Origin of the sequence: Bacillus sp. ChL18 (assembly GCF_026241425.1) — a bacterium.
Classification (GTDB): Bacteria; Bacillota; Bacilli; order Bacillales; family Bacillaceae; genus Bacillus; species Bacillus velezensis.
On record NZ_JAPHWE010000001.1, the window covers coordinates 253,922 to 280,898 of the forward strand.

Annotated in this window: 22 protein-coding genes and 1 other annotated feature; of the genes, 20 read left to right on the top strand and 2 right to left on the bottom strand. The window is 47.1% G+C overall.

Annotated features, from left to right (window positions below; all coding sequences use genetic code 11):
- Nucleotides 1-5: 5 nt before the first annotated feature.
- The 7 genes from leuD to yihA all read left to right on the top strand — a co-directional run bounded on the left by leuD (nucleotide 6) and on the right by yihA (nucleotide 9,667).
- The gene (gene leuD / locus OQ477_RS01415) at nucleotides 6-605 is read left to right on the top strand and encodes a 3-isopropylmalate dehydratase small subunit (protein ID WP_007408146.1); all 600 of its coding nucleotides are present in this window, start codon (nucleotides 6-8) and stop codon (nucleotides 603-605) included.
- A gap of 117 nt (nucleotides 606-722) precedes the next feature.
- Nucleotides 723-1,727 carry a DNA damage checkpoint antagonist DdcA gene (ddcA, locus tag OQ477_RS01420; protein ID WP_206584076.1) on the top strand — a complete coding sequence of 335 codons (1,005 nt, stop codon included), beginning with the start codon at nucleotides 723-725 and terminating at the stop codon, nucleotides 1,725-1,727.
- 216 nt (nucleotides 1,728-1,943) lie between these two features.
- Entirely contained in the window at nucleotides 1,944-3,218 is a 1,275-nt protein-coding gene (tig, locus tag OQ477_RS01425; RefSeq protein ID WP_003152618.1) for a trigger factor, read from the top strand.
- Nucleotides 3,219-3,489: 271 nt separating this feature from the next.
- Complete coding sequence (gene clpX, locus OQ477_RS01430; RefSeq protein WP_007612899.1) at nucleotides 3,490-4,752, top strand: ATP-dependent protease ATP-binding subunit ClpX; 1,263 nt, start codon at nucleotides 3,490-3,492, stop codon at nucleotides 4,750-4,752.
- A gap of 149 nt (nucleotides 4,753-4,901) precedes the next feature.
- Entirely contained in the window at nucleotides 4,902-6,560 is a 1,659-nt protein-coding gene (lonB, locus tag OQ477_RS01435; RefSeq protein WP_265971159.1) for an ATP-dependent protease LonB, read from the top strand.
- Nucleotides 6,561-6,758: 198 nt separating this feature from the next.
- A complete protein-coding gene (gene lon, locus OQ477_RS01440) occupies nucleotides 6,759-9,083 on the top strand; it encodes an endopeptidase La (protein WP_101670111.1) in 2,325 nt (774 codons plus the stop codon).
- Nucleotides 9,080-9,667 (top strand): ribosome biogenesis GTP-binding protein YihA/YsxC, encoded by a 588-nt coding sequence (yihA, locus tag OQ477_RS01445; RefSeq protein ID WP_007612895.1) that lies wholly within the window; start codon nucleotides 9,080-9,082, stop codon nucleotides 9,665-9,667. The genes lon and yihA overlap by 4 nt, the downstream gene beginning before the upstream one ends.
- Before the next feature lie 32 nt (nucleotides 9,668-9,699).
- On the opposite strand, the gene OQ477_RS01450 is transcribed toward yihA, so the two are convergent.
- Nucleotides 9,700-10,191, bottom strand: a complete 492-nt coding sequence (locus OQ477_RS01450) for a hypothetical protein (RefSeq protein ID WP_265971160.1) — start codon at nucleotides 10,189-10,191, stop codon at nucleotides 9,700-9,702.
- Nucleotides 10,192-10,386: 195 nt separating this feature from the next.
- On the opposite strand from OQ477_RS01450, the gene hemA reads away from it, so the two are divergent.
- From hemA to ysxE, 8 genes are all read left to right on the top strand, one after another.
- Nucleotides 10,387-11,754: a glutamyl-tRNA reductase gene (gene hemA, locus OQ477_RS01455; protein ID WP_003152628.1), complete on the top strand. Its 1,368-nt coding sequence runs from the start codon at nucleotides 10,387-10,389 to the stop codon at nucleotides 11,752-11,754.
- Nucleotides 11,755-11,761: 7 nt separating this feature from the next.
- The gene (locus tag OQ477_RS01460) at nucleotides 11,762-12,592 is read left to right on the top strand and encodes a cytochrome c biogenesis protein (RefSeq protein WP_007408154.1); all 831 of its coding nucleotides are present in this window, start codon (nucleotides 11,762-11,764) and stop codon (nucleotides 12,590-12,592) included.
- Nucleotides 12,593-12,626: 34 nt separating this feature from the next.
- The gene (hemC, locus tag OQ477_RS01465) at nucleotides 12,627-13,568 is read left to right on the top strand and encodes a hydroxymethylbilane synthase (RefSeq protein WP_012118114.1); all 942 of its coding nucleotides are present in this window, start codon (nucleotides 12,627-12,629) and stop codon (nucleotides 13,566-13,568) included.
- Nucleotides 13,558-14,337 carry a uroporphyrinogen-III synthase gene (locus OQ477_RS01470; RefSeq protein WP_265971164.1) on the top strand — a complete coding sequence of 260 codons (780 nt, stop codon included), beginning with the start codon at nucleotides 13,558-13,560 and terminating at the stop codon, nucleotides 14,335-14,337. The genes hemC and OQ477_RS01470 overlap by 11 nt, the downstream gene beginning before the upstream one ends.
- Nucleotides 14,338-14,342: 5 nt before the next feature.
- A complete protein-coding gene (gene hemB, locus OQ477_RS01475) occupies nucleotides 14,343-15,317 on the top strand; it encodes a porphobilinogen synthase (RefSeq protein ID WP_029326045.1) in 975 nt (324 codons plus the stop codon).
- A gap of 28 nt (nucleotides 15,318-15,345) precedes the next feature.
- Nucleotides 15,346-16,635, top strand: coding sequence for a glutamate-1-semialdehyde 2,1-aminomutase (hemL, locus tag OQ477_RS01480; protein ID WP_265971165.1), 1,290 nt, complete (start codon nucleotides 15,346-15,348; stop codon nucleotides 16,633-16,635).
- A 132-nt stretch (nucleotides 16,636-16,767) separates the two neighbouring features.
- Nucleotides 16,768-18,525, top strand: coding sequence for a LysM peptidoglycan-binding domain-containing protein (locus tag OQ477_RS01485; protein ID WP_265971166.1), 1,758 nt, complete (start codon nucleotides 16,768-16,770; stop codon nucleotides 18,523-18,525).
- A gap of 33 nt (nucleotides 18,526-18,558) precedes the next feature.
- Nucleotides 18,559-19,581: a spore coat protein YsxE gene (ysxE, locus tag OQ477_RS01490; RefSeq protein ID WP_265972399.1), complete on the top strand. Its 1,023-nt coding sequence runs from the start codon at nucleotides 18,559-18,561 to the stop codon at nucleotides 19,579-19,581.
- 14 nt (nucleotides 19,582-19,595) lie between these two features.
- On the opposite strand, the gene OQ477_RS01495 is transcribed toward ysxE, so the two are convergent.
- Nucleotides 19,596-19,787: a hypothetical protein gene (locus OQ477_RS01495; protein ID WP_007612879.1), complete on the bottom strand. Its 192-nt coding sequence runs from the start codon at nucleotides 19,785-19,787 to the stop codon at nucleotides 19,596-19,598.
- A 172-nt stretch (nucleotides 19,788-19,959) separates the two neighbouring features.
- Nucleotides 19,960-20,181 (top strand) — a binding site (T-box leader).
- A 58-nt stretch (nucleotides 20,182-20,239) separates the two neighbouring features.
- Between OQ477_RS01495 and OQ477_RS01500 the strand changes: the two genes are divergently transcribed.
- The 5 genes from OQ477_RS01500 (at nucleotide 20,240) to OQ477_RS01520 (ending at nucleotide 26,963) form a co-directional block, all read left to right on the top strand.
- Entirely contained in the window at nucleotides 20,240-22,882 is a 2,643-nt protein-coding gene (locus OQ477_RS01500) for a valine--tRNA ligase (protein ID WP_265971168.1), read from the top strand.
- Nucleotides 22,883-22,940: 58 nt separating this feature from the next.
- Complete coding sequence (locus tag OQ477_RS01505) at nucleotides 22,941-24,233, top strand: bifunctional folylpolyglutamate synthase/dihydrofolate synthase (protein WP_072589421.1); 1,293 nt, start codon at nucleotides 22,941-22,943, stop codon at nucleotides 24,231-24,233.
- A 139-nt stretch (nucleotides 24,234-24,372) separates the two neighbouring features.
- Complete coding sequence (locus OQ477_RS01510) at nucleotides 24,373-25,125, top strand: prepilin peptidase (RefSeq protein WP_265971172.1); 753 nt, start codon at nucleotides 24,373-24,375, stop codon at nucleotides 25,123-25,125.
- Nucleotides 25,126-25,251: 126 nt separating this feature from the next.
- Nucleotides 25,252-26,253: an SPOR domain-containing protein gene (locus tag OQ477_RS01515; RefSeq protein WP_265971173.1), complete on the top strand. Its 1,002-nt coding sequence runs from the start codon at nucleotides 25,252-25,254 to the stop codon at nucleotides 26,251-26,253.
- Nucleotides 26,254-26,393: 140 nt separating this feature from the next.
- The gene (locus OQ477_RS01520; RefSeq protein WP_265971174.1) at nucleotides 26,394-26,963 is read left to right on the top strand and encodes a Maf family protein; all 570 of its coding nucleotides are present in this window, start codon (nucleotides 26,394-26,396) and stop codon (nucleotides 26,961-26,963) included.
- Nucleotides 26,964-26,977 lie beyond the last annotated feature (14 nt).

A 26,977-nucleotide genomic window follows, 5' to 3' on the forward strand; every position in this document is an offset into this window, starting at 1 on the left:
AAAAGATGGAACCTTTAAAAACGCATACGGGAAAAGCGGCTGTCTTAAACCGGATCAACGTCGATACGGACCAGATTATTCCGAAACAGTTTTTGAAAAGAATTGAAAGAACAGGATACGGCAGATTCGCGTTTTTTGATTGGAGATACCTTGAGAACGGTGAGCCTGATCCTGAATTTGAATTAAACCGCAAAGTCTATGAAGGCGCGTCCATATTAATTGCCGGAGAGAATTTCGGCTGCGGATCATCCCGTGAGCACGCTCCTTGGGCGCTGGATGATTACGGCTTCAAAATCATCATTGCTCCGTCATTTGCCGATATTTTTCATCAAAACTGTTTTAAAAACGGTATGCTTCCCATCCGTATGCCGTATGATCAGTGGAAAAAACTCGCCGGTCAATATGAAAATCAGTCTCTTAACATGACGGTTGACTTGGAAAACCAGCTCATTCACGACAGTGAAGGAAAAGAGATTTCATTTGAAGTCGATCCGCACTGGAAGGAAATGCTGATTAACGGTTATGATGAAATTTCATTAACGCTTCTGCTGGAGGACGACATTCAGCAGTTTGAATCGAAAAGAAGTTCATGGCTTCAAGCCTGAAAAAAGCCGCCCGGCATCTGTCCGGCGGCTTTTTTCACCGTGCGCGCCATCCTTTCTTGTGTTTCCTGACGCGTGTTGATACACTTGAACAAAATAGCGCCTGAAAGGAAATAAAGTATGACGCATGACAAGAAAAAAGCTGATATCATTCCTTTCCCCCGTCTGAAAGAACGCTTGGTTGATAAAGGGATGGCCGCGATGAAGGATAAACAGTATCAGGAGGCCCTCGAACTGTTTTCAGAGGCGGTAAGCCACGGCGATACCGAGTCCGACGTGCATTTAGGCATGGCGATTTGTTTTCTGGAACTCGGGGAATTGGAAGAAGCAAAACAAGTTTGCGAGAAAATGCTGAATGAAGGGTACGGCCATTATTTCACCGTACTGCAGGTGTACATGACCATTTTAATTCAGCTGAAACAATATGAAGAAGTCAAAAGCACAATTGAAGCTGTGCTGGAAGAAAACCAGCTGCCCGCAGAAAGTGCGGAGCAATTCTACCGGCTGCTCGAATTCAGCCGCAAAATGACCGATCCCGATCAGCAGGATGAAGCGTGGGAGGAGGAATACGAGGACATTCTTGATGCGGAAAAAGTGCTGAACAGCCCCGCTGAACAAATGAATCTGATTCATTCTCTCAAAGACCGCAATATTGCAAAATACACGGGTCTCTTAAAAACGATTCTTCAAGATCCGGGCGCTCATCCGCTTATCAAGACGATGATTTTGACGCTGATGGCGGAGCATGACTACAGCAAGCCGGTCCATATTACAAAATTCGGCGATTCAATGACCGCGATACCGAGTGAAACCGTTCAGCCTGATGCGGCTCCGATTTTGCACCGCGTTCTCCGGGTGCTTGATGAAACGCTCGGCAATGAAAACCCTACATTATACGCTGCCGTCGAGGAGCTGTGGAGAAGGCATCTGTACGTCCTGCACCCTTTTATGCCGAAGTTTTTGAACGCTGATTTATGGGCGGCGGCGCTTCATAAGGTCGGTTACGAGATGCACGGCATTGACATTGAGCCGGAGGAACTTCATATGATGTACGAGTTTGACAGCCGCGAACTCGAAGAAGCCTGCACGATGATTAAGGATATTGAAGAAATTTCTTATTTGTAAATCACGCCATATAGTTGAAAGCGGTAGGCGTTATGTTATAATATAGTGGTTGTATTTATGTATAGCGGTTTAACTGAAATGAGAATTACGGTTGGACAGGCTGCCAGTTCATTACATAATGATTCTGACTCAAAGCGGTTTTTTCTTTGACAAAGCCGCGGATTGCTTTAGAATGGAAGACCGACACAACCTGAATAGATTTTTGGAGGGAAACACATGTCTGTAAAATGGGAAAAACAAGAAGGCAACGAAGGCGTATTAACGGTTGAAGTTGATGCGGATACGTTTAAAACAGCTCTTGATGATGCATTTAAAAAAGTAGTAAAACAGGTTTCTATTCCTGGATTCCGCAAAGGGAAAGTTCCCCGCGGTTTATTCGAACAGCGTTTCGGCGTTGAAGCTCTTTACCAGGATGCTTTAGATATTTTACTTCCTGTAGAATACCCTAAAGCGGTTGAAGAAGCCGGCATTGAGCCTGTAGACCGCCCTGAAATCGATGTTGAAAAAATCGAAAAAGGCGAAAGCTTGATTTTCACTGCAAAAGTGACTGTAAAACCGGAAGTGAAACTTGGCGACTACAAAGGCTTAGGAATCGAAAAAGATGACACTGCCGTTACTGACGAAGATGTACAAAACGAACTTAAAGCGCTTCAAGAGCGTCAGGCTGAGCTTGTCGTGAAAGAAGAAGGCGCTGTTGAAAACGGCGATACAGTCGTTCTTGACTTCGAAGGTTTCGTTGACGGGGAAGCGTTTGAAGGCGGAAAAGCTGAGAACTACTCACTTGAAGTAGGATCAGGTTCATTCATCCCGGGCTTCGAAGAGCAGTTAACAGGCCTTGAAGCAGGCGCTGAAAAGGATGTTGAAGTAACATTCCCTGAAGAGTACCACGCTGAAGAGCTTGCCGGAAAACCAGCTGTTTTCAAAGTGAAAATTCATGAAATCAAAGCGAAAGAGCTTCCTGAGCTTAACGACGAATTCGCAAAAGACATTGACGAAGAAGTTGAAACGCTTGCTGAATTAACTGAGAAAACAAAAAAACGCCTTGAAGAAGCAAAAGAAAACGAAGCTGACGCTAAATTGCGTGAAGAGCTTGTTCTGAAAGCATCTGAAAACGCTGAAGCTGATGTTCCTCAAGCGATGATCGACACTGAGCTTGACCGCATGCTGAAAGAATTCGAACAGCGTCTGCAAATGCAAGGCATGAACCTTGAGCTTTACACTCAATTCTCAGGCCAAGACGAAAACGCGTTAAAAGAGCAAATGAAAGAAGATGCCGCAAAACGCGTAAAATCAAACCTGACTCTTGAAGCGATCGCTCAAGCTGAAAACCTTGAAGTAACAGACGAAGAAGTTGAAGCTGAGCTGACTAAAATGGCTGAAGCTTACAACATGCCGGTTGAAAACATCAAGCAGGCAATCGGTTCAACTGACGCGATGAAAGAAGATTTAAAAGTTCGAAAAGCAATTGATTTTCTTGTAGAAAACCGTTAATATGGTTCATAATAATAGACATAATAAAACAGGGCGCGATTAATTCGTGCCTTGTTTTGTACAATTATGATATAACTCTTTTTCTTGGGGCAAGATAGTCATTGCCGGGCTGTTTTTCGTCATACATATAGAATGTGCAAGTGCGAAACACATTGTTACCGTCTTACTGGAAAGTATGGTAAAATGCAATACATACTCGATCGTAGCAAGAACCGTTTTCTTTTGCCCTTCAGGTAAAAGAAAAAGTGAGACAAGATTAAGGGGTGAAAGAATGTTTAAATTCAACGAGGAAAAAGGACAATTGAAATGCTCGTTCTGCGGAAAAACGCAAGATCAGGTTCGTAAGCTGGTTGCAGGACCGGGTGTATATATATGCGACGAATGTATTGAGCTCTGTACAGAAATCGTAGAGGAAGAGCTTGGTACGGAAGAAGAAGTCGAATTTAAAGACGTTCCGAAGCCGCAGGAAATCCGCGAGATTCTGAATGAATATGTCATCGGACAGGATCAGGCGAAGAAATCACTTGCGGTTGCGGTATACAACCATTACAAACGCATCAATTCCAACAGTAAAGTGGATGATGTCGAGCTTTCTAAAAGTAATATTTCTTTAATCGGACCGACTGGAAGCGGGAAAACACTTCTTGCCCAGACGCTTGCCCGTATTCTGAACGTGCCGTTTGCGATCGCGGACGCTACATCTCTGACTGAAGCCGGATATGTCGGTGAGGACGTAGAAAACATCCTCCTCAAGCTGATTCAGGCAGCGGACTATGATGTGGAAAAAGCGGAAAAAGGCATCATTTATATCGATGAAATCGATAAAGTAGCGCGAAAGTCTGAAAACCCGTCCATTACACGTGACGTATCAGGCGAAGGCGTTCAGCAGGCGCTGCTGAAAATTCTTGAAGGAACGGTTGCAAGCGTGCCGCCTCAAGGAGGACGCAAACATCCTCATCAGGAGTTCATCCAGATCGATACGACGAACATTCTGTTCATTTGCGGCGGTGCATTTGACGGCATTGAACAAATTATCAAGCGCCGTCTCGGACAAAAAGTCATCGGTTTCGGCTCAGATAATAAAGCGGCAGACCTGGAAAAAGAAGAACTGCTTTCTAAAGTTCTTCCGGAAGACTTGCTCCGTTTCGGTCTGATTCCTGAATTCATCGGCCGTCTTCCTGTCATTGCGAGCCTTGAGCAGCTTGACGAAACGGCACTGGTTGAAATTCTGACTAAACCGAAAAACGCACTCGTCAAACAATACCAGAAAATGTTAGAACTTGATGATGTCGAGCTTGAATTTGAAGACGAGGCATTATCTGAAATTGCGAAAAAAGCGATCGAGCGAAAAACAGGCGCACGCGGCCTGCGTTCTATCATTGAAGGCATCATGCTTGACGTCATGTTTGATCTGCCGTCCCGCGATGATATTGAAAAATGTGTCATTACCGGAGCGACAGTCGCAGACGGTGAAGCACCGCGTCTTGTATTAAAAGACGGCACAGTTGTCGGCCAAGATAAAACATCAGCATAACATGACAAAACCTCCTGACTCGAATTGATCAGGAGGTTTTTTTCTTGTCCTGACCCTTCTGAAAATGTTTATTCCGGGCTTAGCTGGGAGATACTAGCGGACAGAGGAATGAATTGGATACATAAATCGTTTTTTCAGGAGGGACCAGCATGAGTTGGACAGGGATCGCATTATTTGTACAGCTGTTTTTCGGGATAGTCATCGGATTATACTTTTGGAATCTGCTCAAAAACCAGCGTACACAAAAAGTGACGATAGATAAAGAATCAAAAAAAGAAATGGAACAGCTGCGCAAAATGCGCGCCATCAGTTTATCAGAACCTTTATCAGAAAAGGTGCGGCCGAAAAGCTTTCAGGACATTGTCGGCCAGGAAGACGGAATTAAAGCGTTAAAAGCAGCGCTTTGCGGACCGAACCCGCAGCACGTCATTATTTACGGTCCTCCGGGAGTCGGAAAAACGGCTGCGGCGCGGCTGGTATTGGAAGAAGCGAAAAAACATAAACAGTCACCGTTTCAAAAGCAGGCTGTTTTTGTTGAACTTGATGCGACGACCGCGCGGTTTGATGAACGGGGGATTGCCGATCCGCTTATCGGTTCAGTGCATGATCCGATTTATCAGGGAGCGGGTGCGATGGGCCAAGCAGGCATTCCGCAGCCGAAACAGGGGGCTGTGACCCATGCTCACGGCGGGGTATTGTTTATTGATGAAATCGGCGAGCTTCATCCGATTCAGATGAATAAAATGCTGAAGGTGCTTGAAGATCGAAAAGTATTTTTAGACAGTGCGTATTACAGTGAAGAAAATACGCAAATACCGAATCACATTCATGATATTTTTCAAAATGGGCTTCCGGCAGATTTCCGTTTGATCGGAGCGACAACGAGAATGCCGAATGAAATTCCGCCGGCCATCCGTTCGCGCTGTCTTGAAGTATTTTTCCGCGAGCTGGAAAAGGATGAACTTAAAATCGTTGCGAAAAAAGCAGCCGACAAAATTCAGAAAGAGATTTCTGACGAAGCTCTCAGTGTGCTGACCACATATACGAGAAACGGACGTGAAGCCGTCAATATGATCCAGATCGCCGCCGGCATGGCGGTGACTGAGGACAGACAAGAAATTACGACAGAAGATATAGAATGGGTTGTTCATTCCAGTCAGCTTACACCTAAAAATGAGCAGAAAATCGCCGATGAACCGCAAGTCGGCATCGTGAACGGACTTGCTGTCTACGGGCCGAACAGCGGCGCATTGCTGGAAATCGAAGTGAATGTCACACCTGCGCAGGACAAAGGAAGCCTGAATATCACGGGAATTGCAGAGGAAGAAAGCATCGGCAGCCAATCGAAGTCGATCCGCCGCAAAAGCATGGCGAAGGGATCTGTAGAAAATGTTCTGACGGTTCTGCGCACAATGGGCATCAAACCTTCAGACTATGACATTCACGTCAATTTTCCGGGCGGAGGCCCGATTGACGGACCTTCAGCAGGTATCGCGATGGCCGCAGGGATTTTTTCTGCGATTCACAGCATCCCGATCGACCATACAGTGGCGATGACGGGAGAAATCAGCCTGACGGGGCTTGTCAAACCGATCGGCGGCGTCATTCCGAAAATTAAAGCCGCAAAACAGGCCGGAGCAAAAACGGTCATTATCCCATATGAAAATCAGCAGTCCATTCTGAAACGAATAGACGGAATCACCATTAAAGCGGTAAAAACGTTCCAGGAAGTGCTGGACGTCATATTGGTTGACCCTCCTTCAGAACAAAAACCGTTTGATATCCAAATGAATAAAGAATCCGTATAAACCCCATTTTTATAATGGGGTTTTTTTATGGAGGACATCTTTTCCTTTTTCAGAACAGAAAGAAAGGGTATACTACGAAGAGACTGTTTTATATACAGGGCAGGCGGATAAGCCGATTTTGCCCGATCCCGGAATTGTACAACGATGAAAAAGTTGTATTATAATGGTTCATACTAAAGTCACGGAGGTGTCAGTCACATGGCAGAAGATACAAAACGCAGCATCCCGCTCCTCCCTTTAAGAGGCTTATTGGTATACCCGACAATGGTTTTACATTTAGATGTAGGCCGTGACAAGTCGGTTCAGGCTCTTGAACAGGCAATGATGCATGATCATATGATTTTTTTAGCCACTCAGCAGGATATTTCGATAGACGAACCGGGTGAAGAGGATATTTTCGCCGTCGGCACTTATACAAAAATTAAACAGATGCTGAAGCTGCCCAACGGTACGATCAGAGTGCTTGTAGAAGGAATTCAGCGGGCGCAGATCCTTGAATACACCGAACTCGAAGATTATACTTCGGTCGATATACAGCTGATGCATGAGGATGATTCAAAAGACGTGGAAGACGAAGCGCTTATGCGGACGCTGCTGGACCATTTTGACCAGTACATAAAAATTTCTAAAAAAATCTCCGCAGAAACGTATGCGGCTGTGACTGATATTGAAGAGCCCGGCAGAATGGCGGATATCGTCGCTTCTCATCTCCCGCTGAAATTAAAGGACAAGCAGGACATTTTAGAAACGGCGGATATTAAAGAACGTCTGAATAAGGTCATCCGTTCCATTCATAATGAAAAAGAAGTGCTGGAGATTGAGAAAAAAATCGGTCAACGCGTCAAACGTTCGATGGAACGCACTCAAAAGGAATACTACTTGCGTGAACAGATGAAAGCCATTCAGAAGGAGCTTGGCGACAAAGAAGGAAAAACCGGCGAAGTTCAGTCGCTCACGGAAAAGATAGAAGAAGCAGGCATGCCTGAGCGTGTCAAAGAAACGGCGCTTAAGGAATTAAGCCGTTACGAAAAAGTGCCGTCAAGCTCAGCGGAAAGCTCTGTTATCCGCAACTATATTGACTGGCTCATCGCCCTTCCGTGGTCGGATGAAACAGAAGATAAACTTGATATTAAAAAAGCCGGGGAAATCTTAGATAAAGAGCACCACGGCTTAGAGAAAGTGAAAGAGCGGATTTTGGAGTATTTGGCCGTGAAACAGCTGACGAAAACGCTGAAAGGGCCGATTCTTTGTCTGGCCGGACCTCCGGGAGTCGGTAAAACATCTCTTGCAAAATCAATCAGTACGAGCATGGGGCGCCGTTTTGTGAGAATTTCACTGGGCGGAGTGCGCGATGAGTCTGAAATCCGCGGGCACCGGCGCACATACGTCGGAGCGATGCCGGGCCGTATTATACAGGGGATGAAAAAAGCCGGCAAACAAAATCCGGTCTTTCTCCTGGATGAGATCGACAAAATGTCGTCTGATTTCAGAGGCGATCCGTCTTCGGCGATGCTTGAGGTGCTGGATCCGGAACAAAACAGCACATTCAGCGACCACTATATTGAAGAGACGTTCGATTTATCGAAAGTGCTGTTTATCGCGACTGCGAATAACCTTGCTTCCATACCGGGACCTCTCAGAGACAGAATGGAGATTATCAGCCTGTCAGGCTACACTGAAAACGAAAAGCTGGAGATCGTGAAAGACCACCTGCTTCCGAAACAAATCAAAGAGCACGGGCTCACAAAGAGCAACCTGCAGATTCGGGATCAGGCGATTACGGACATCATCCGCTACTATACGAGGGAAGCCGGCGTGAGAACGCTTGAACGCCAGATTGCCGCCATTTGCCGAAAGGCTGCGAAAGCCATTGTGTCTGAGGAGAGAAAACGCATTACCGTTACAGAGAAAAATCTGGCCGACTATCTCGGAAAACGGATATTCAGATACGGACAGGCGGAAACCGAAGATCAAATCGGGGTTGTCACGGGGCTTGCGTATACGACGGTCGGCGGAGATACGCTGTCAATCGAAGTGTCATTGTCACCGGGAAAAGGAAAGCTGATTTTGACCGGGAAGCTTGGAGATGTCATGCGGGAATCAGCGCAGGCCGCTTTCAGTTATGTCCGCTCGAAAGCGGAACAGTTCGGAATCGACCCGAAATTCCATGAGAAGTATGACATTCATATCCATGTCCCTGAAGGAGCGGTGCCGAAAGACGGCCCTTCTGCCGGAATTACGATGGCCACGGCGCTCGTTTCAGCATTAACGAACCGTGCGGTAAAACGCGAAGTCGGTATGACGGGAGAAATCACGCTGCGGGGCCGCGTGCTTCCGATCGGCGGACTGAAAGAAAAGGCGCTCGGCGCGCACAGAGCGGGCCTGACTACTATTATTGCGCCTAAAGATAACGAAAAAGATATAGAGGATATTCCAGAAAGCGTCAGAGAAGGACTGAAGTTTATATTCGTTTCTCACCTGGATGACGTTTTGGAACATGCCTTAGTAGGAGAGAAGAAATGAAAGTCACAAAGTCAGAAATCGTGATCAGCGCGGTCAAACCCGAACAGTACCCTAATGGGGGGCTTCCGGAAATCGCGCTGGCGGGAAGATCAAATGTAGGAAAGTCATCTTTTATCAATTCATTAATCAATCGGAAAAACTTGGCCAGAACGTCATCAAAACCGGGGAAAACACAGACCCTAAACTTTTACATCATCAATGATGAATTGCATTTTGTCGACGTTCCCGGGTACGGATTTGCGAAAGTTTCCAAAAGCGAGCGGGAAGCATGGGGGAGAATGATTGAAACCTATATGACGACCCGTGAAGAGCTGAAAGCCTGCGTGCAGATTGTCGACCTCAGGCACGCGCCGTCTGCTGAAGACGTGAACATGTATGAATTCCTGAAGTATTACGGCATTCCCGTCATCGTTATCGCGACAAAAGCGGATAAGATTCCAAAAGGAAAATGGGACAAGCACTTAAAGGTTGTCAAACAGACGCTTGATATGGATCCTGAAGATGAGCTGATTTTATTTTCCTCTGAAACGAAAAAAGGCAAAGATGAAGCATGGGGAGCCATTAAAAAAATGATCAGCCGGTAATGAAAAACCCAAAACGCAGTGCGTTTTGGGTTTTATCGTATAGTTTTGTTCCGCTTGATAAACAATAATAAAAGGCTGATTCCGATGAAAACATACGGCCAGTATGTTTTGAAGTGTTCCGTCGGAATATGGACGGACTCCAGCCATGCCGTAATTTGTTTAAAGAAGTATAAAAAGAGGGAAAAACCAATCATGGCAGCCGCTTCGTATACATATTCTTTTCTGGCTGCCGCAAATAAGGAGAATCCGAAGACGAAGAGAATCATTTCAAAATCTCCCGGCCACCATGAGAGCTCAGGTTTGGCGAAAAAGTGTAAACCTATGCCGAAAAGAAGCATGCCGATCAGGACGTGAGGCCCGGCCGCTTCCTTTTTGCCCTGGTACGAGAGCATGGCGCCCAAGAGCATAAGGAGCACCGGCCATTCCTCCTGATTCGCAAACAGGTGAACCTGTCCGCTCTGAAGCCATGCGAATAATGAAGCGGCAAGCAGAAGTCCCGGTAATAAAATTGATGTTTTTTTCATCCTGTCACCTACCCGCAGTAAAGGATTTTTAGTATGATGATTACAGTGGAAACGAGCTTTTTATACTATAGCACAACATTTTTGAAATCTGTTCACATTTTTTCCGAAGAAACTATGTTATAATCATTCTAAATAATAAATTCTATGTTAGAATGATTATAAATAAATTGCGATGTACGGGGGTGCATGAAAGCGATGCATATTCTTGTTGTGGGAGTAGATTATAAATCCGCCCCTATTGAAATACGCGAAAAAATAAGTTTTCAGCCGGATGAGCTTGCAGAAGCGATGCTCCGTTTAAAAGAAGAAAAAAGCGTTCTTGAAAACATTATCGTGTCAACCTGCAACCGCACCGAAATATATGCGGTGGTCGACCAGCTTCATACCGGCCGTTATTATATAAAGACATTTTTATCCGAATGGTTCTCGCTGCCGAAAGAAGAGCTGTCTCCGTTTCTGAAATTTTATGAGAGCGACGCGGCGATCGAGCATTTATTCCGTGTGGCGTGCGGCTTGGATTCCATGGTCATCGGAGAAACGCAAATACTCGGCCAGGTCCGCTCGAGCTTTAAAACGGCGCAGGCAGAAAAGACGATCGGCACCATTTTCAATGAGCTGTTTAAACAGGCGGTGACCGTCGGCAAACGCACGCATGCCGAAACCGATATCGGCGCCAATGCCGTTTCCGTCAGTTACGCCGCCGTTGAACTCGCGAAAAAAATCTTCGGCTCATTGTCAAATAAGCACATTTTGATTCTCGGTGCGGGAAAAATGGGCGAGCTCGCCGCAGAAAACCTGCACGGTCAGGGCATCGGCAAAGTAACGGTCATCAACAGAACGTTTTTGAAGGCAAAAGCGCTTGCTGACCGTTTCTCCGGAGAAGCGCGCAGCTTAAACCAGCTTGAACATGCACTTGCTGAAGCTGATATTTTAATCAGTTCGACAGGCGCAAGTGATTTCGTCGTGTCTAAAGAAATGATGGAGAGAGCGGGCAGACAGCGGAAAGGCCGTCCGTTATTTATGGTGGATATCGCTGTGCCGAGAGATCTCGATCCGGCGCTGAACGATCTTGAAGGTGTTTTTTTGTATGATATTGATGACCTTGAAGGAATCGTTGAAGCCAACTTACAAGAACGCCGTGAAACCGCTGAAAAAGTCGAGCTGTTTATTGAAGCGGCAATTGTTGAGTTTAAGCAGTGGCTTAATACGCTCGGCGTTGTGCCGGTCATTTCGGCGCTGCGTGAAAAGGCGCTGTCCATCCAGTCCGATACGATGCAGAGCATTGAGCGTAAGCTGCCTCATCTGACGGTAAGAGAGAAAAAACTTCTCAGCAAACATACGAAAAGCATCATTAACCAAATGCTGCGCGACCCGATTCTGAAAGCGAAAGAGCTTGCGGCTGAAGCGGATTCAGATGAAAAGCTGAAGCTGTTTATGCAGATTTTCGATATTGAGGAAGAGGCCGGCCGCCAGCTGGACAAAAGCCTGGATAACCGCCAGACGGTTCATTCGTTTCAAAAGGCAGAAGCAAAAACGGGCTTACGTCCGCTTGTAAGTGAGTGAGGGCTGTATGATTGATACAGCAATGGCAAGACTTAATGAAGCGACAATTGTTATTTATGCAGTAAGCGTCCTTTTTTACTTTATAGATTTTCTTCAACACAACCGGAAGGCTGGGAAAATGGCCTTCTGGTTGCTTTCTATTGTCTGGACTCTGCAAACCGTCTATCTTTCTTATTTCATGTGGCAGACGGGCAGATTTCCGGTCTTGAATATTACAGAGGCCCTTTACTTTTATGCGTGGGTGCTTGTCACGCTCTCACTTGTGGTCACGCAGATTCTGCGGGTTGATTTTATCGTGTTTTTCACGAATGTCATCGGTTTCTCGATGATTGCGATCCATACGTTTTCACCGACGGATCAGCATTCGGCCGCTTTTTCCGGCCAGCTGGTCTCAGAGCTTTTAGTCATTCATATTACAATGGCGATTCTGTCTTACGGCGCTTTTTCCCTTTCTTTTGTTTTTTCGCTTCTTTATCAGTTTCAATATTCTTTATTAAAGAAGAAAAAGTGGGGAAAATGGCTGTTGAGAATTGAAGATTTGTCAAAACTTGATTATATGGCTTACGTTTTAAATGTCATCGGGGTTCCGATGCTGCTGTTGAGCCTGATATTAGGCGTGATCTGGGCGTATGTGTCGCTGGAAACGCTGTACTGGTTTGATTCAAAAGTGCTCGGTTCGTTTATTGTGCTGCTTTTATACAGCTACTATTTATATATCAGAATGATTAAGGAACTGCAGGGAAAAGTGGCGGCGTTATGGAATTCAGCATGTTTTCTCGTGCTGATGATTAATTACTTCCTGCTCGGAAGCCTGTCGCAATTCCATTGGTTCAGTTAACGCACGCGCCCAAACAGATTCGGGAGGAAAGAAAATGAGAACGATTAAGGTAGGTTCCAGACGGAGCAAACTGGCTATGACCCAGACAAAATGGGTGATTAACAAATTGAAGGAATTGAACCCTTCCTATAACTTTGAAATCCGGGAGATTGTCACAAAAGGCGACCGCATCCTCGATGTTACGCTGTCAAAAGTGGGCGGCAAAGGTTTGTTTGTCAAAGAGATTGAACAGGCGCTGCTGCATCAGGAGATTGATATGGCGGTTCACAGCATGAAAGACATGCCCGCCGTTTTGCCTGAGGGTCTTGTCATAGGCTGCATACCGAAACGTGAGGATCCGCGTGATGCGCTGATTTCAAAGGGGCATCAAAAGCTGGACGGCATAAAAGAAGGGGGCATCATCGGCACCAGCAGTTTAAGAAGAAGCGCCCAGATTCTTGCTGAACGCCCTGACCTTACAATTAAGTGGATCAGAGGCAATATCGATACGAGACTTCAAAAGCTTGAAACGGAAGATTACGATGCTATTATTTTAGCGGCTGCGGGGCTTTCGAGAATGGGCTGGAAAGATGATGTCGTATCTGAATTTCTCGAACCGGACCGCTGTCTGCCTGCGGTCGGCCAAGGCGCTCTTGCCATTGAATGCAGAGAGTCGGATGAGGAGCTTTTGAAGCTGTTTGCGCAATTTACCGATGAGTATACGCAGCGCACGGTGGCAGCCGAACGGGCTTTCTTACACGCGATGGAAGGCGGCTGCCAAGTGCCGATAGCCGGGTATGCGTCCGTTAATGACCGGGATGAGGTTGAATTGGTCGGTCTTGTCGCGTCTCCGGACGGAAAGACGATTTATAAAGAAACAGCGGCGGGACATGATCCGGAAGAAATTGGAAAACGCTGTGCGGCGATGATGTCTGAAAAAGGAGCCAAAGCATTAATCGACAGTGTAAAACAGGAGCTCGATCAGGATGGCAAATGACCTTCCTTTACAAGGAAAGACCGTGCTTGTCACCCGGAACAAAAGACAGGCCGCACCGTTCCGAAAAAAAGTGGAGGCGCTCGGCGGAACGGCTGTTTCCGCTTCGCTGATCGCTTTTCAGGAAGCGCTCCCGGATGAATGTGCGGACAGTCTCCGGGAAGACCTTTCTGAGCCGGGCTGGCTTGTGTTTACAAGCGTAAACGGTGTCCGGTTCTTTTTTTCCTATCTTGATCGGCACGGTCTTGCGCTTTCGGGACGGAAAAAAATCGCAGCCGTCGGTGAAAAGACTGCGCGCGCCCTGAAAGAGCGGGGAGCCCGGACGGATGCGATGCCTGACGAGTATGTGGCGGAATGTCTGGCTGATACTTTAAAACGGCACGCATCAGCTGCCGAACCCATTTCAGTGATAAGGGGCAATTTATCACGCGATGTCATAAAAGCGGAGCTTGAGCCGCTTGGCTATCAAATAAGGGAATGGGTGTTATACAATACCATTCAGGATGAAAAAGGCATGGACGAGCTGAGACGGGCTGCATCCCGATCTCATTTTGATTTTATTACGTTTACCAGCTCATCGGCGGTGCATACGTTTATGCACGCTGTCGGAGACGGAGAAAAAGCGTGGGAAAACAGCGGTGCGAGCTATATCAGCATCGGCCCTTTGACAGAGAAAGCGCTCTTGGAATACGGGATCTCATCCCATGTGCCTGACACTTATACGATTGAAGGCATGCTGGACGTCATGTGCAGCATGTCGGGAAAGGATTGATAATGATGAATCAAACATTTAACAGACACCGCCGTTTGCGCGCGAACGCTGCGATGAGAGATTTAGTAAAAGAAACACGTCTTCACCCCTCAGATTTTATTTACCCGTTATTTGTCGTTGAAGGGCTCGAAGGAAAAAAAGAAGTTCCTTCCATGCCGGGGGTTTATCATGTATCACTCGATTTGTTAAAGGATGAAATGGCTGAGCTGATATCGCTCGGCATTAAGTCGGTCATCGTTTTCGGCGTGCCGGAAGAAAAAGACGCCTGCGGAACCCAGGCTTTTCATGATCACGGCATTGTGCAGAAAGGGATTGCTGAAATTAAAAAGCATTATCCTGAAATGATCGTAATCGCTGATACATGCCTCTGTGAATACACGGATCACGGCCATTGCGGCGTCGTGAGAGACGGAGAAATCTTAAATGACGAGTCGCTTGAGCTGCTGGCGCAGACAGCCGTCAGCCAGGCCAAAGCCGGCGCTGACATCATCGCTCCTTCAAATATGATGGACGGTTTTGTCACAGTGATAAGGGAAGCGCTCGACAAAGAAGGATTCACGAATATTCCGATCATGTCTTATGCCGTGAAATATTCAAGTGAATTTTACGGTCCGTTCCGCGACGCGGCTGACAGCACGCCGCAGTTCGGCGACCGAAAAACATATCAGATGGATCCGGCCAACCGCTTGGAAGCGCTCCGTGAGGCTGAATCAGACGCGGCAGAAGGCGCTGACTTTTTAATCGTCAAACCGTCTATGTCATACTTAGATATTATGCGTGATGTGAAAAACCGCCATCACCTGCCGCTGGTCGCATATAATGTGAGCGGGGAGTATTCCATGGTGAAAGCGGCAGCCCAAAACGGCTGGATTAAAGAAAAAGAAATGGTGCTGGAAATTTTAACGAGCATGAAACGTGCAGGAGCCGATCTGATTATGACGTATCATGCAAAAGACGCAGCAAAATGGCTTGCTGAGTAACGATTTCATTTGACGGGAGCTGAGGCAGATGAGAAGCTATGAAAAATCAAAAGCCGCTTTTAAAGAAGCGCAGAAACTGATGCCGGGCGGAGTGAACAGCCCGGTGCGCGCGTTTAAATCAGTTGATATGGATCCGATCTTTATGCAGCGCGGAAAAGGATCGAAAATTTTTGATATTGACGGCAATGAATATATCGACTACGTCCTGAGCTGGGGGCCGCTCATTTTGGGCCACACGAACGACCGGGTCGTTGAAAGCCTGAAAAAAGTAGCCGAGAACGGGACAAGTTTCGGGGCATCTACTGAAGTGGAAAACGAACTGGCCAAATTGGTCATTGACCGTGTGCCGTCTGTTGAAATCGTGCGGATGGTCAGCTCCGGCACAGAGGCGACAATGAGCGCCCTGCGTCTGGCAAGAGGATATACCGGCCGCAACAAAATTTTGAAATTTGAAGGCTGTTACCACGGCCATGGTGATTCGCTGCTGATCAAAGCGGGATCCGGAGTGGCGACACTCGGCCTGCCGGACAGCCCGGGCGTGCCGGAAGGAATAGCGATGAATACGATTACCGTTCCATACAACGACTTGGAAAGCGTTGCACTCGCATTCCGGGAGTACGGTGAAGATATTGCCGGGGTCATTGTTGAACCGGTAGCAGGCAATATGGGCGTTGTTCCGCCGCAGGAAGGCTTTTTACAAGGACTTCGCGACATTACGGAACAGTATGGCGCGCTGCTCATTTTTGACGAGGTCATGACCGGTTTTCGCGTGGATTATAACTGTGCGCAAGGGTATTTCGGCGTGACGCCTGACTTAACGTGTCTCGGCAAAGTCATCGGCGGCGGTCTTCCTGTCGGTGCGTATGGCGGAAAAGCTGATATTATGGAACGAATCGCGCCGAGCGGTCCGATCTACCAGGCGGGAACATTGTCAGGAAATCCGCTTGCCATGACAGCGGGACTTGAGACGTTACAGCAGCTCACACCTGAATCTTACCAAGAATTTGTGAAAAAAGGCGATATGCTTGAAGAAGGCATTTCAAAAGCAGCTGAAACACATGGCATTCCGCACACGTTTAACCGGGCGGGGTCAATGATCGGCTTCTTTTTCACAAATGAGCCTGTCATTAACTATGAAGCAGCCAAATCTTCTGATTTAAAGCTGTTCGCCAAATATTATAAAGGGATGGCTGACGCAGGCGTATTTCTGCCGCCGTCTCAATTTGAAGGATTGTTTCTCTCCACTGCGCATACAATGGAGGATATTGAAAAAACCATTCAAGCCGCTGAGAAAGTGTTCCGGGCGATCAGCCGCTGATACCGAGAAGCCGATGCAAGCAAGACTTGTATCGGCTTTTTTCAATGCCTCCATTATCATATTTCCCCGGATTGCGGCATACACCTTTAGTGACATCTAATTGTATGGATTAGATGAAAGGAGGATATGAACTTGCCGCATAATCACCGATTGCAATTTTCTGTTGAAGAATCAATCTGTTTCCAAAAAGGACAGGAAGTTTCTGAATTACTTTCGATTTCATTAGACCCTGACATCAGAGTGCAGGAAGTAAATGATTATGTCTCAATTAAAGGATCATTAGAACTTACTGGCGAGTACAACATAGATCACAGCAGTCATTTTGAAGAGCTTGATAGGGAGCTGAGGCATGTAGAGGCAGTGAGGGCGAGGGAGGATGGCACGGCCGAGCTCATTCATTGTTTCCCGGTGGACATTACGATTCCGAAAAATAAAGTGAGCCACCTCAATGATGTTTTCGTATTTATCGATGCCTTTGATTATCAGCTGACGGATTCAAGGATCTTAACCATTCAAGCTGATTTGGCAATTGAAGGGCTGCTTGAGGAATCCGAGCCAAAAGAGCCGGAGATCCCTTTGTACGTGGCGCCTGAATTTGCCAGAGAAGAAATGATCAATCTTGCCGGACATCATTCTGAGGACCAAAACGAACCAGAATTAATGATACGCCATGAGCCTGAAATACCTTTGACTGTATCAGAAGAAGCAGCACAAGAAACCGAGAAGAACGAGGAAGAAATCCCGCCTTTAATCAGGCTGGAGGAAGAAGAGCAGGAAGCAGCCCCGATTCTGAGGGAGCGGGAAGAAGAGCAGGAAACTGCCCCGATTTTGAGGGAGCGGGAAGAAGAAGAGCAGGAAACTGCCCCGATTCTGAGGGAACGGGAAGAAGAAGAGCAGGAAGCAGCCCCGATTCTGAGGGAGCGGGAAGAAGAAGAGCAGGAAGCAGCCCCGATTCTGAGGGAGCAGGAAGAAGAAGAGCAGGAGACTGCCCCGATTCTGAGGGAGCAGGAAGAAGAAGAGCAGGAGACTGCCCCGATTCTGAGGGAGCAGGAAGAGGTGCCGAAACCTGTTTCATTTACTGAGCCTCCTCCTCCTGTTTCCTTCCAACACGAAGAAGAGCGGGAAGAAGCTGAGGAGCCTGCAATCATGTCGGCTGTGAGGAATGAACCTGTATTTGAGGATGATTCAGCAGAAGTGCAGGAAGAGCCAAAAGATGATATAGAACCGGTTTTCCCTGCGTTCACTCTGACTCCGCATGCAGAAAAACCAAAAATTGCAGAACAGCCCTTCCTTCAAAAAGAAGAGCAGCCAGAGGCCGAGCCGCTTCTCCGTCAGAGCGATCATGAGGCGGCAGAAGACGAAGATGAGCCTGCGGTTTTTCAAGAAGAGCAGGCGCCCGTTTATCGCGAGTTCGTTCCGGAACGGCAGGAAGAGGAGTTTTACAGCGCTCCTAAGCTGCTTGAAGAAGAGGCTCAGGATGAAGAAGGGTTTGAAATTGAGGTAAGGAAGATGGCGCTGCCGGAGGAGGAAACCGGGAAGCCTCTCGATTTGTCATTTCAGTTTTCCAAACTGCCGCCTGAGGAGCCGGCGCAAGCTGAACAGCCTGAGCCGCTTAAGCCTGAAAGAAAGAATGAAGAAGCGGCACCGGGAACCGAGCAGAAGGAAAATGACAACTCTCATTACTTGACAAAATTATTTACAAGGGAAGAAGAAAAGTTTTCAAGAATGAAAATTTGTATCGTACAGCAGCAAGATACTATCGACCGGGTGTGTGAACGATATGACATAACATCCCAGCAGCTCATCAGAACGAATGCTTTATCGTTTGATGACGAGCTTGAAGAAGGTCAGCTTCTGTATATACCTGAATATAATAACAGCCATGCGTAAGCACAAAGAGGCCGTAAAAATGTGGTGAATGGAATGGAAGCAGTCCAATCAGTGCTTCAGGAATACGGGCTGGCGGCTGAGTATATTGAGCCTGTCAGCCCGCATGTTTGGAAGGTCTACTCAAACTACGGCATTTTTGCTTTGAAACAGCTCAAGCCGGCCCGCAGCAGTGAATTTACGGATATTATGATTGAGATTGAGGAGAAAGGCTACCGATCATTTGTGCCGATCTGCCGCACGTATGCCGGCGATTTTTTTGCGGGAAGACAGACGGAGAATTCTTATTATTTAATGCCTTGGCTTCAGTACGATCAGGAAGAGGAACGGGATCAAAAACATGTTTACCTTTTTAAAGAGGTCGCGAAGCTTCATTCTGCGACTGTGCGGGACATCCAAATCCGGACTGAAGATATCAGCGGCTTTTATGAAGCAACGAAAAGAGATTGGGAAAATGATAAGCTTGTCTATGAACAATTCGCCGACCGGGCGGAAAAAGAGTGGTATCTTTCACCTTTTGAACTGCAGGCTGTTACGTATCTTACAGAAACGGTTTCCGCCGTCAATTTTGCTCTGGAACGTCTGGAAGAATGGTTTGACGCGGCAAAGGGTCATGACAAGACGAGAGCGGTGATCAACCACGGCAGCCTATCGAGCCGCCACTTTCTGTATAATGATGCGGGATCGGGCTTTTTCACGAATTTCGAGAAAGCTGCGCTGGGCCCTCCGCAAAACGACCTGCTCGGCTTTTACTCCAGAATGTTCAGAAGCTATCCGAAAGCATGCCCGGAATGTCTGGACTGGTTTTATACGTATCACAAATCATTCCCGCTCCGTGAAGCGGAAATCAGCCTGTTTCTCAGCTATATGGCTTATCCGTCCGCCATGTACAAAGTGCTGAAACGGTATCAGACCGGCCAAAGGGGCTCTGAAAAAGAAGAGTGCACGCAATTATTAAGAGCGTTTTGGCAGATGAAAAATGTTGAGCCTTTTCTCATGAAGGTTCATCAGATTGAACGGGAGAAAAAAATAAAAGCGGAAAACGAGTCCTCTTCATAACGGGACTCGTTTTTTTATATCCATTCCAAATGCAGGGCGCACGCTAAAAACAGCAGGATGGCAAGCAGCAGGACATCAAAAGTCGTCGGAAAGAAAATCGTCCTGATCCCCTGAAAGATCGTAATCGGGATTATGACTTGCGCGGATACAAGGCGGACCTGTCTGGCCCACTGGGGGAGCGAATAAGAATTGAATTTTTTTCTCACGGGCAATTCCTCCTCACATTCGCCTTTCTATGTATCGTATGTAAGGGAAAGGGCGGGGTGCATGCCCATTTATGTATGATGGCAGCGGTTTTTGGAAAAGATGATTGACGAATCAAAAACACTTTTACTATAATAAAGAACATAATAAATAAGATCATGAGCTGATATAAATACACCTGCTTTGAACGGGAAGAGTACAAGAAAGACGCATGAAGAGAGAGAAGCTACTGTGCTGAAAGGCTTCTTATGCCGTCTCATTGGAAGGTCGCCCGGGAGCATAATTTCTTGAACATACAGTAGAGAAATTCGGGCCGCACCCGTTATCCGTTTAAGTGCATGAACAAATCTGTTCATGAAAAAAGGTGGTACCGCGAAAGAGCTTTTCGTCCTTTATCAGGATGAAGGCTCTTTTTTAGTTGCTCAGCCATTTCTAAACATGCTGGAGGGTTATCATGGATACAAATGAACAAACAATGCCGACAAAATATGATCCGTCTGCGATTGAAAAAGGCCGCTATGATTTTTGGCTGAAAGGAAAATATTTTGAAGCGGGCGGCGATCAAACGAAACAGCCGTATTCTGTCGTCATTCCGCCGCCGAATGTGACGGGCAGGCTGCACCTCGGACATGCGTGGGATACGACGCTGCAAGATATCGTTACGCGTATGAAACGCATGCAGGGCTATGACGTGCTCTGGCTTCCGGGCATGGATCACGCCGGCATCGCCACTCAGGCAAAAGTCGAAGCGAAACTCCGTGAACAGGGCACAAGCCGTTATGACCTCGGCCGTGAAAAGTTTTTAGAAGAAACATGGAAGTGGAAAGAAGAGTATGCTGATTTCATCCGCAGCCAATGGGCCAAGATGGGACTCGGACTCGATTATTCACGTGAACGTTTCACTCTTGATGAAGGGCTGAACAAAGCCGTGCGGGAAGTATTCGTCAAGTTGTACGAGAAAGGCTTGATTTACAGAGGCGAATATATCATCAACTGGGACCCTGCCACAAAAACGGCTTTATCCGATATTGAAGTGATTTATAAAGACGTACAGGGCGCGTTTTATCATTTGCGCTACCCGTTAGCAGACGGTTCAGGCTCAATTGAAATCGCGACCACCCGTCCGGAAACGATGCTTGGCGACACGGCTGTCGCGGTTCATCCTGAAGATGAGCGCTACAAGCACTTAATCGGCAAAACGGTGATTCTGCCGATTACAAACCGCGAAATTCCGATCGTCGGCGATGATTATGTTGATATGGAATTCGGATCAGGCGCCGTTAAAATCACGCCTGCCCATGATCCGAATGACTTTGAACTCGGAAACCGCCACAATTTAGAGCGGATTCTCGTCATGAATGAAGACGGAACAATGAATGAAAAAGCGCTGCAATATAACGGCATGGACCGGTTTGAATGCCGCAAAAAACTCGTCAAAGATCTTCAGGAATCCGGCGTTCTCTTTAAAATCGAAGACCATATGCATTCTGTCGGCCACAGTGAGAGAAGCGGCGCCGTTGTTGAGCCGTACCTGTCCACACAATGGTTTGTCAAAATGCAGCCGCTGGCCGATGCTGCGGTTGACCTTCAGTCAAAAGAAGAGAAAGTTCACTTCGTTCCTGACCGGTTCGAGAAAACGTACCTGCACTGGATGGAAAATATCCGTGATTGGTGTATTTCCCGTCAGCTGTGGTGGGGCCACCGCATCCCGGCTTGGTATCACAAAGAAACAAAAGAAGTGTACGTCGGCCTTGAGGCGCCTGAAGACAGCGAAAATTGGGAACAGGATTCAGACGTGCTTGATACATGGTTCAGCTCCGCGCTTTGGCCGTTTTCTACAATGGGCTGGCCTGATGAAAACGCTGAAGACTTTAAGCGGTATTACTCAACCGATGTTCTTGTAACGGGATATGACATTATTTTCTTCTGGGTATCCCGGATGATTTTCCAAGGTCTTGAGTTTACCGGCGAGCGTCCGTTCAAAGACGTGCTGATTCACGGCTTAATCCGTGACGAGCAGGGCAGAAAAATGAGTAAATCCCTTGGGAACGGCGTGGACCCGATGGATGTCATCGACAAGTACGGAGCGGATTCCCTGCGCTACTTCCTGGCAACCGGAAGTTCACCGGGACAGGATCTCCGTTTCAGCTATGAAAAAGTGGAATCCACATGGAATTTCGCAAATAAAATTTGGAACGCCTCCCGTTTTGCATTAATGAACATGGACGGCATGACGTATGACGAGCTTGATCTGTCCGGTGAAAAATCAGTTGCTGATAAGTGGATCCTCACAAGACTGAATGAAACGATAGAAGACGTAACACAGCTTGCGGATCGTTATGAATTCGGTGAAGTCGGACGCCACCTGTACAACTTTATCTGGGACGATGTGTGCGACTGGTATATCGAAATGGCGAAGCTTCCGCTGTACGGGGAAGATGAAGCGGCGAAGAAAACAACCCGTTCTGTTCTGGCATACGTGCTTGACCAGACGATGCGTCTTCTTCACCCGTTTATGCCATTCTTAACGGAAGAAATCTGGCAGCATCTTCCTCATGAAGGCGAGTCAATCACGATCAGCTCTTGGCCGGTTCCGGTGCCGGAGCATACGGATAAAGAGGCAGCGGCGGATATGAAACTGCTCGTTGAATTAATCCGTTCTGTCCGCAATATCCGGAGCGAAGTCAACACGCCGATGAGCAAGCAGGTTGAGCTTTACATTAAAACAGCTACCGAAGACATTGCCGGCCGCCTTGAAAAGAACCGTTCTTACGTTGAACGCTTTACGAATCCGAGCACGCTGAAAATCGGGACGGATATCGCTGCGGCAGACAAAGCGATGACAGCGGTCGTCACCGGAGCGGAAGTCATTCTGCCGCTTGAAGGGCTGATTAACATTGATGAGGAGATCGCCCGTCTGCAAAAAGAATTCGACAAGCTGACAAAAGAGGTCGAACGCGTTCAGAAAAAACTCGGCAACGAAGGATTCATTAAAAAAGCTCCTGAGCATGTCATTGAAGAAGAACGCGGAAAAGAGAAAGACTACACGGCAAAACGCGAAGCTGTCCGGCAGCGGATTGCAGAGCTGAAAGGCTGATAAAACAGCGGGGCGGTTTCCTAAGAAACCGCCTTGTCGTATAAAAGAGGGGATTTCATTGTTTAATACGTACAAAGAAGCGATCAGCTGGATTCACGGCAGACTCAAGTTCGGCGTTAAGCCGGGCCTTCTCCGTATGGAAAAGCTGATGGAAAAACTGGAACACCCGGAAAAGAACATTCGCGCTATTCATGTGGCGGGCACAAACGGCAAAGGATCTACCGTCGCTTTTATCCGTTCCGTGCTTCAAGAAGCCGGTTATACGGTCGGCACGTTCACATCGCCTTACATTATTACGTTTAATGAGCGTATCAGCGTCAACGGCACGCCGATTTCTGATGAGGAATGGAGAACGCTCGTTAATGACATAAAACCGATAGTCGATGAGCTTGATAAGACCGATGCCGGAACGGTGACAGAATTTGAAATCATTACAGCGTGTGCATTTTTATATTTTGCGAAGCGGGCTGATATCGATTTTGTCATTTTTGAAGCGGGACTGGGCGGCACATTCGATTCAACCAATATTGTGAATCCGCTCCTGTCGGTCATTACAAGTATCGGACATGACCATATGGCGATTTTAGGAAATACCATCGAGGAGATCGCCGGGCAGAAAGCCGGTATCATTAAAAATTCCATTCCGGTCATTACGGGCGTCAATCAGCCGGAAGCACTCGGCGTTATTGAAGCGGAAGCCGAAAAAAAGCAGGCTCCGTATCAGTCACTATATAAAACGTGCAGACTGTTTAATGAAGCGGCGCTTCCGTCCGGTGAAAGCTTTTCGCTGGAAACGGAAACGAAATGCTATGAAAACATTCAAACGTCGCTGATCGGCATTCACCAAAGGCAGAATGCGGCATTGGCGATATTGGCCGCTGAATGGATGAATCGTCTGGGAGCCGCAGCCATTTCTGAAGAAGCAATGCGAAACGGCCTGAAAAAAGCATCGTGGCCGGGCCGGTTTGAACGTCTTCAAAGCCGCCCTTTAGTGTTTGCGGACGGCGCACATAACGAAGAAGGCGTTGACACACTGACAGAAACGATCAGGCAGCGCTTTGCCGATAAAAACGTCCATGTCGTATTCAGCGCATTAAAAGACAAACCGTATCAGGAAATGATTAAAAAGCTTGAAAACGAAGCGGACTCTATTCACTTTGTATCATTTGACTTTCCGCGTGCTTCAAGCGCCGAAGCCCTTTATAACGCAAGCAGTCTAGCGGATAAGAGCTTCGATGAGAACCCGGACAGTGTGAAAGAATGGATAGATCAAAAAGACGGGGCGGATGATGTCATCATCATTACCGGTTCCTTATATTTTATTTCAGAAATGAGAAAGCGGCTTATCTGACAGCCCCTCGGATGCCCGGCAGACCCTTTTCAGGTTTTGCCGGGTGTTTTTATGCTGAAAATATATTTTCAGCCATTTCAGTCAGGTTGTTTTTCTTTGCTATAATCTGAGCCAGATTGATAGTAAAGGTGTGGTCTGAGTGCTTTTGATTCTGTTTTTTCTCGGTTTGATTTTCGGTTCTTTTTTTTATACAGCAGCGTGCCGTATCCCGCTTCGAATCTCGGTTGTTTCGCCGCGTTCAGCCTGTTCGTTTTGCCGCTTGCCGCTCTCCTGGGGGGAGCTTGTGCCCGTCGTTTCTTATATTCTGCAAAGAGGCAGATGCAGAAACTGCCGTGCAAAGCTGTCGGTTATGTATCCGGCGGCGGAATGCTGGACGGCGTGTTTATTCACGGCTGCAGGCATTCATTTCGGTTTCTCAAAAGAACTGTTAGTCGCGCTGTTATTTCTGTCTCTGCTCATGATTGTTACTATGACGGATCTGCAATATATGCTGATTCCTGACAAAGTTCTGCTGTTTTTTCTTCCGCTTTTCATCGCCGGGCGTATGTTTTCTCCGCTGGATTCATGGTACGCAGGGTTTGTCGGAGCCGTTTGCGGATTTTTTCTGCTTGTTTTTATCATGTTTGTCAGTAAAGGAGGCATCGGCGCAGGTGATGTGAAACTGTTTGGGGTGATCGGTCTGACGCTCGGCGTGAAGCTCGTGCTCATTGCATTCTTTCTTTCCGTTATGATCGGAGCCGTATACGGTATGTGCGCCGCAGCCCGGGGCAGGCTTGGTAAAAAGCAGCCATTTCCGTTTGCGCCGGCCATCTCAGCCGGGAGCGCTTTGAGTTATTTATACGGTGAAGAGCTGTTTTCGTTTTACATCAAGCTCGCTTCAGGCGGGGCTTGAAAAATTTGGCGAACGTTTTTTGGACAAGACGACAAAAGTCTTGTTCTTTTTTTTTACGCCTATGCTAAAGTGTGAACCATGATCAGTTCAAGGTACGGCCAAGACGAATGCAAGGGGGAAGAGACGTTGAAAAAAAGGAAGAGCAAAAAGCACAGCAAAGCCAAAAACAATGCCCTTAAAGTAACCATTAACGGACAAGAAGAAACGATGTATGGACAAGAAGATGTGAAAGAAGGCGGGGAGAAGACCGTCACATTTTCAAATTGGGAAGAAACAAAAAAGGCGGAGCAGGAGACCGCCGCCTCCCATGAAGATCCGAAAGAAGAAGATTTCAATTGGGATCATGAGAAGAATTCTGAGGTATTTGAAGATGACCCGAAAGTCGTGCCGCCATACCAGAAGAAAAAAACAGGCCCTCATTTTCCGAAAAAAAAGCAGCCGTCTTCTCCAGTTAAAAAAGCGGTCACGACAATTGCCGTTGCGGCTGTTTTAGGCACCGGGCTCGGCCTTGTCGCCTTAAATATGTCGGGAAGTAAAGAAGCCGCCGCTCCAGCATCAGCTGACAAAGGTTCACAAGGGCAGACGGTGAAAGCGGGAGATGTTTCTAAAGACAAATCTGAAACAGCCGGCACAGGAGATGCGGAATCTTCAGAGGGAAACTATAAAACATATGCGGTGCAGGCCGGAAAATTTTCATCAGAAAAAGGAGCGAAGACGCTTGTTGACCAGCTGACTGAAAAAGGATACTCGGCCGTTTCTTTGGCAAAAGAAGACGGATACACATACGTGATCGCCGGGCTTGCAGCGGAAAAAAGCTTATCACAGCAATTGGGTCAGACACTGATAGACCATGATTTTGAGGCTTGGGGCGGAAAAGAGCTCAGCTTTGCGGTCGATTCAGGACTGGAAAACTCTTTTAAACAGGCATCTGAGCTCTCCGCCAAAGCGATTACCGGCAAAGATCTTTCAAAAACGGAAGTGGCTGAAGCGGCAAAAGCGGCAGACGGCGCAGACGCCGCTGACAAAAAGCAGAAAGAGGCCGTGCTTCAAGCGCTGAAAGAACTGGAAACGTCGGGTTCAGAATCCGGCTGGAAAGCCCAAAAAGAGCTTTTAAGTGTTGTGAAATAGTATCTCATTTCCCGTCATCCGGCGGGATTTTTTATTTTGTCATCAAAAAGTTATTTTTCTGAAATTGTGGTTGCCCGTTTGATTTGGTAGGATAGACAAGTATCTTTTTTTCTTAAGCAAACCCTGAAAGGATGACAATCATGACAAAACGCTTAATACTCGCATCACAATCTCCGCGAAGAAAAGAACTCCTTAATCTTCTTCAGATTCCTTACAGCATTATTGCAAGCCGCACAGAAGAAAAATTAAATCGAAACCTTTCGCCGGAAGAAAACGTCCAATGTTTGGCCGAGCAAAAAGCCGGAGCTGTATTGGCCGAAAATCCCGATGCAGTCGTTATCGGGGCTGACACGATGGTGTGCATAGACGGCGAATGCCTCGGCAAACCGTATGACAGAGAAGAAGCAGCACACATGCTGCGGAGGCTTTCCGGCCGAAGCCATCAAGTCATTACGGCGGTCAGCATTCAGACGCATGACCGGAAAGAAACGTTCTGTGACACGACGGAAGTGACGTTTTGGCCGCTCAGTGAAGACGACATACAGCTCTACATTGAAACAAAAGAACCGATGGATAAAGCAGGTGCATACGGCATCCAAGGAAAAGGCGCGCTTTTAGTGAAAAAAATAGACGGTGATTTTTATTCTGTCGTCGGGCTTCCTGTCGCTAAAACAATGAGAGCCTTGAAAGAATTTAATATAAAAGCTTGATGTTCAAACCGGGA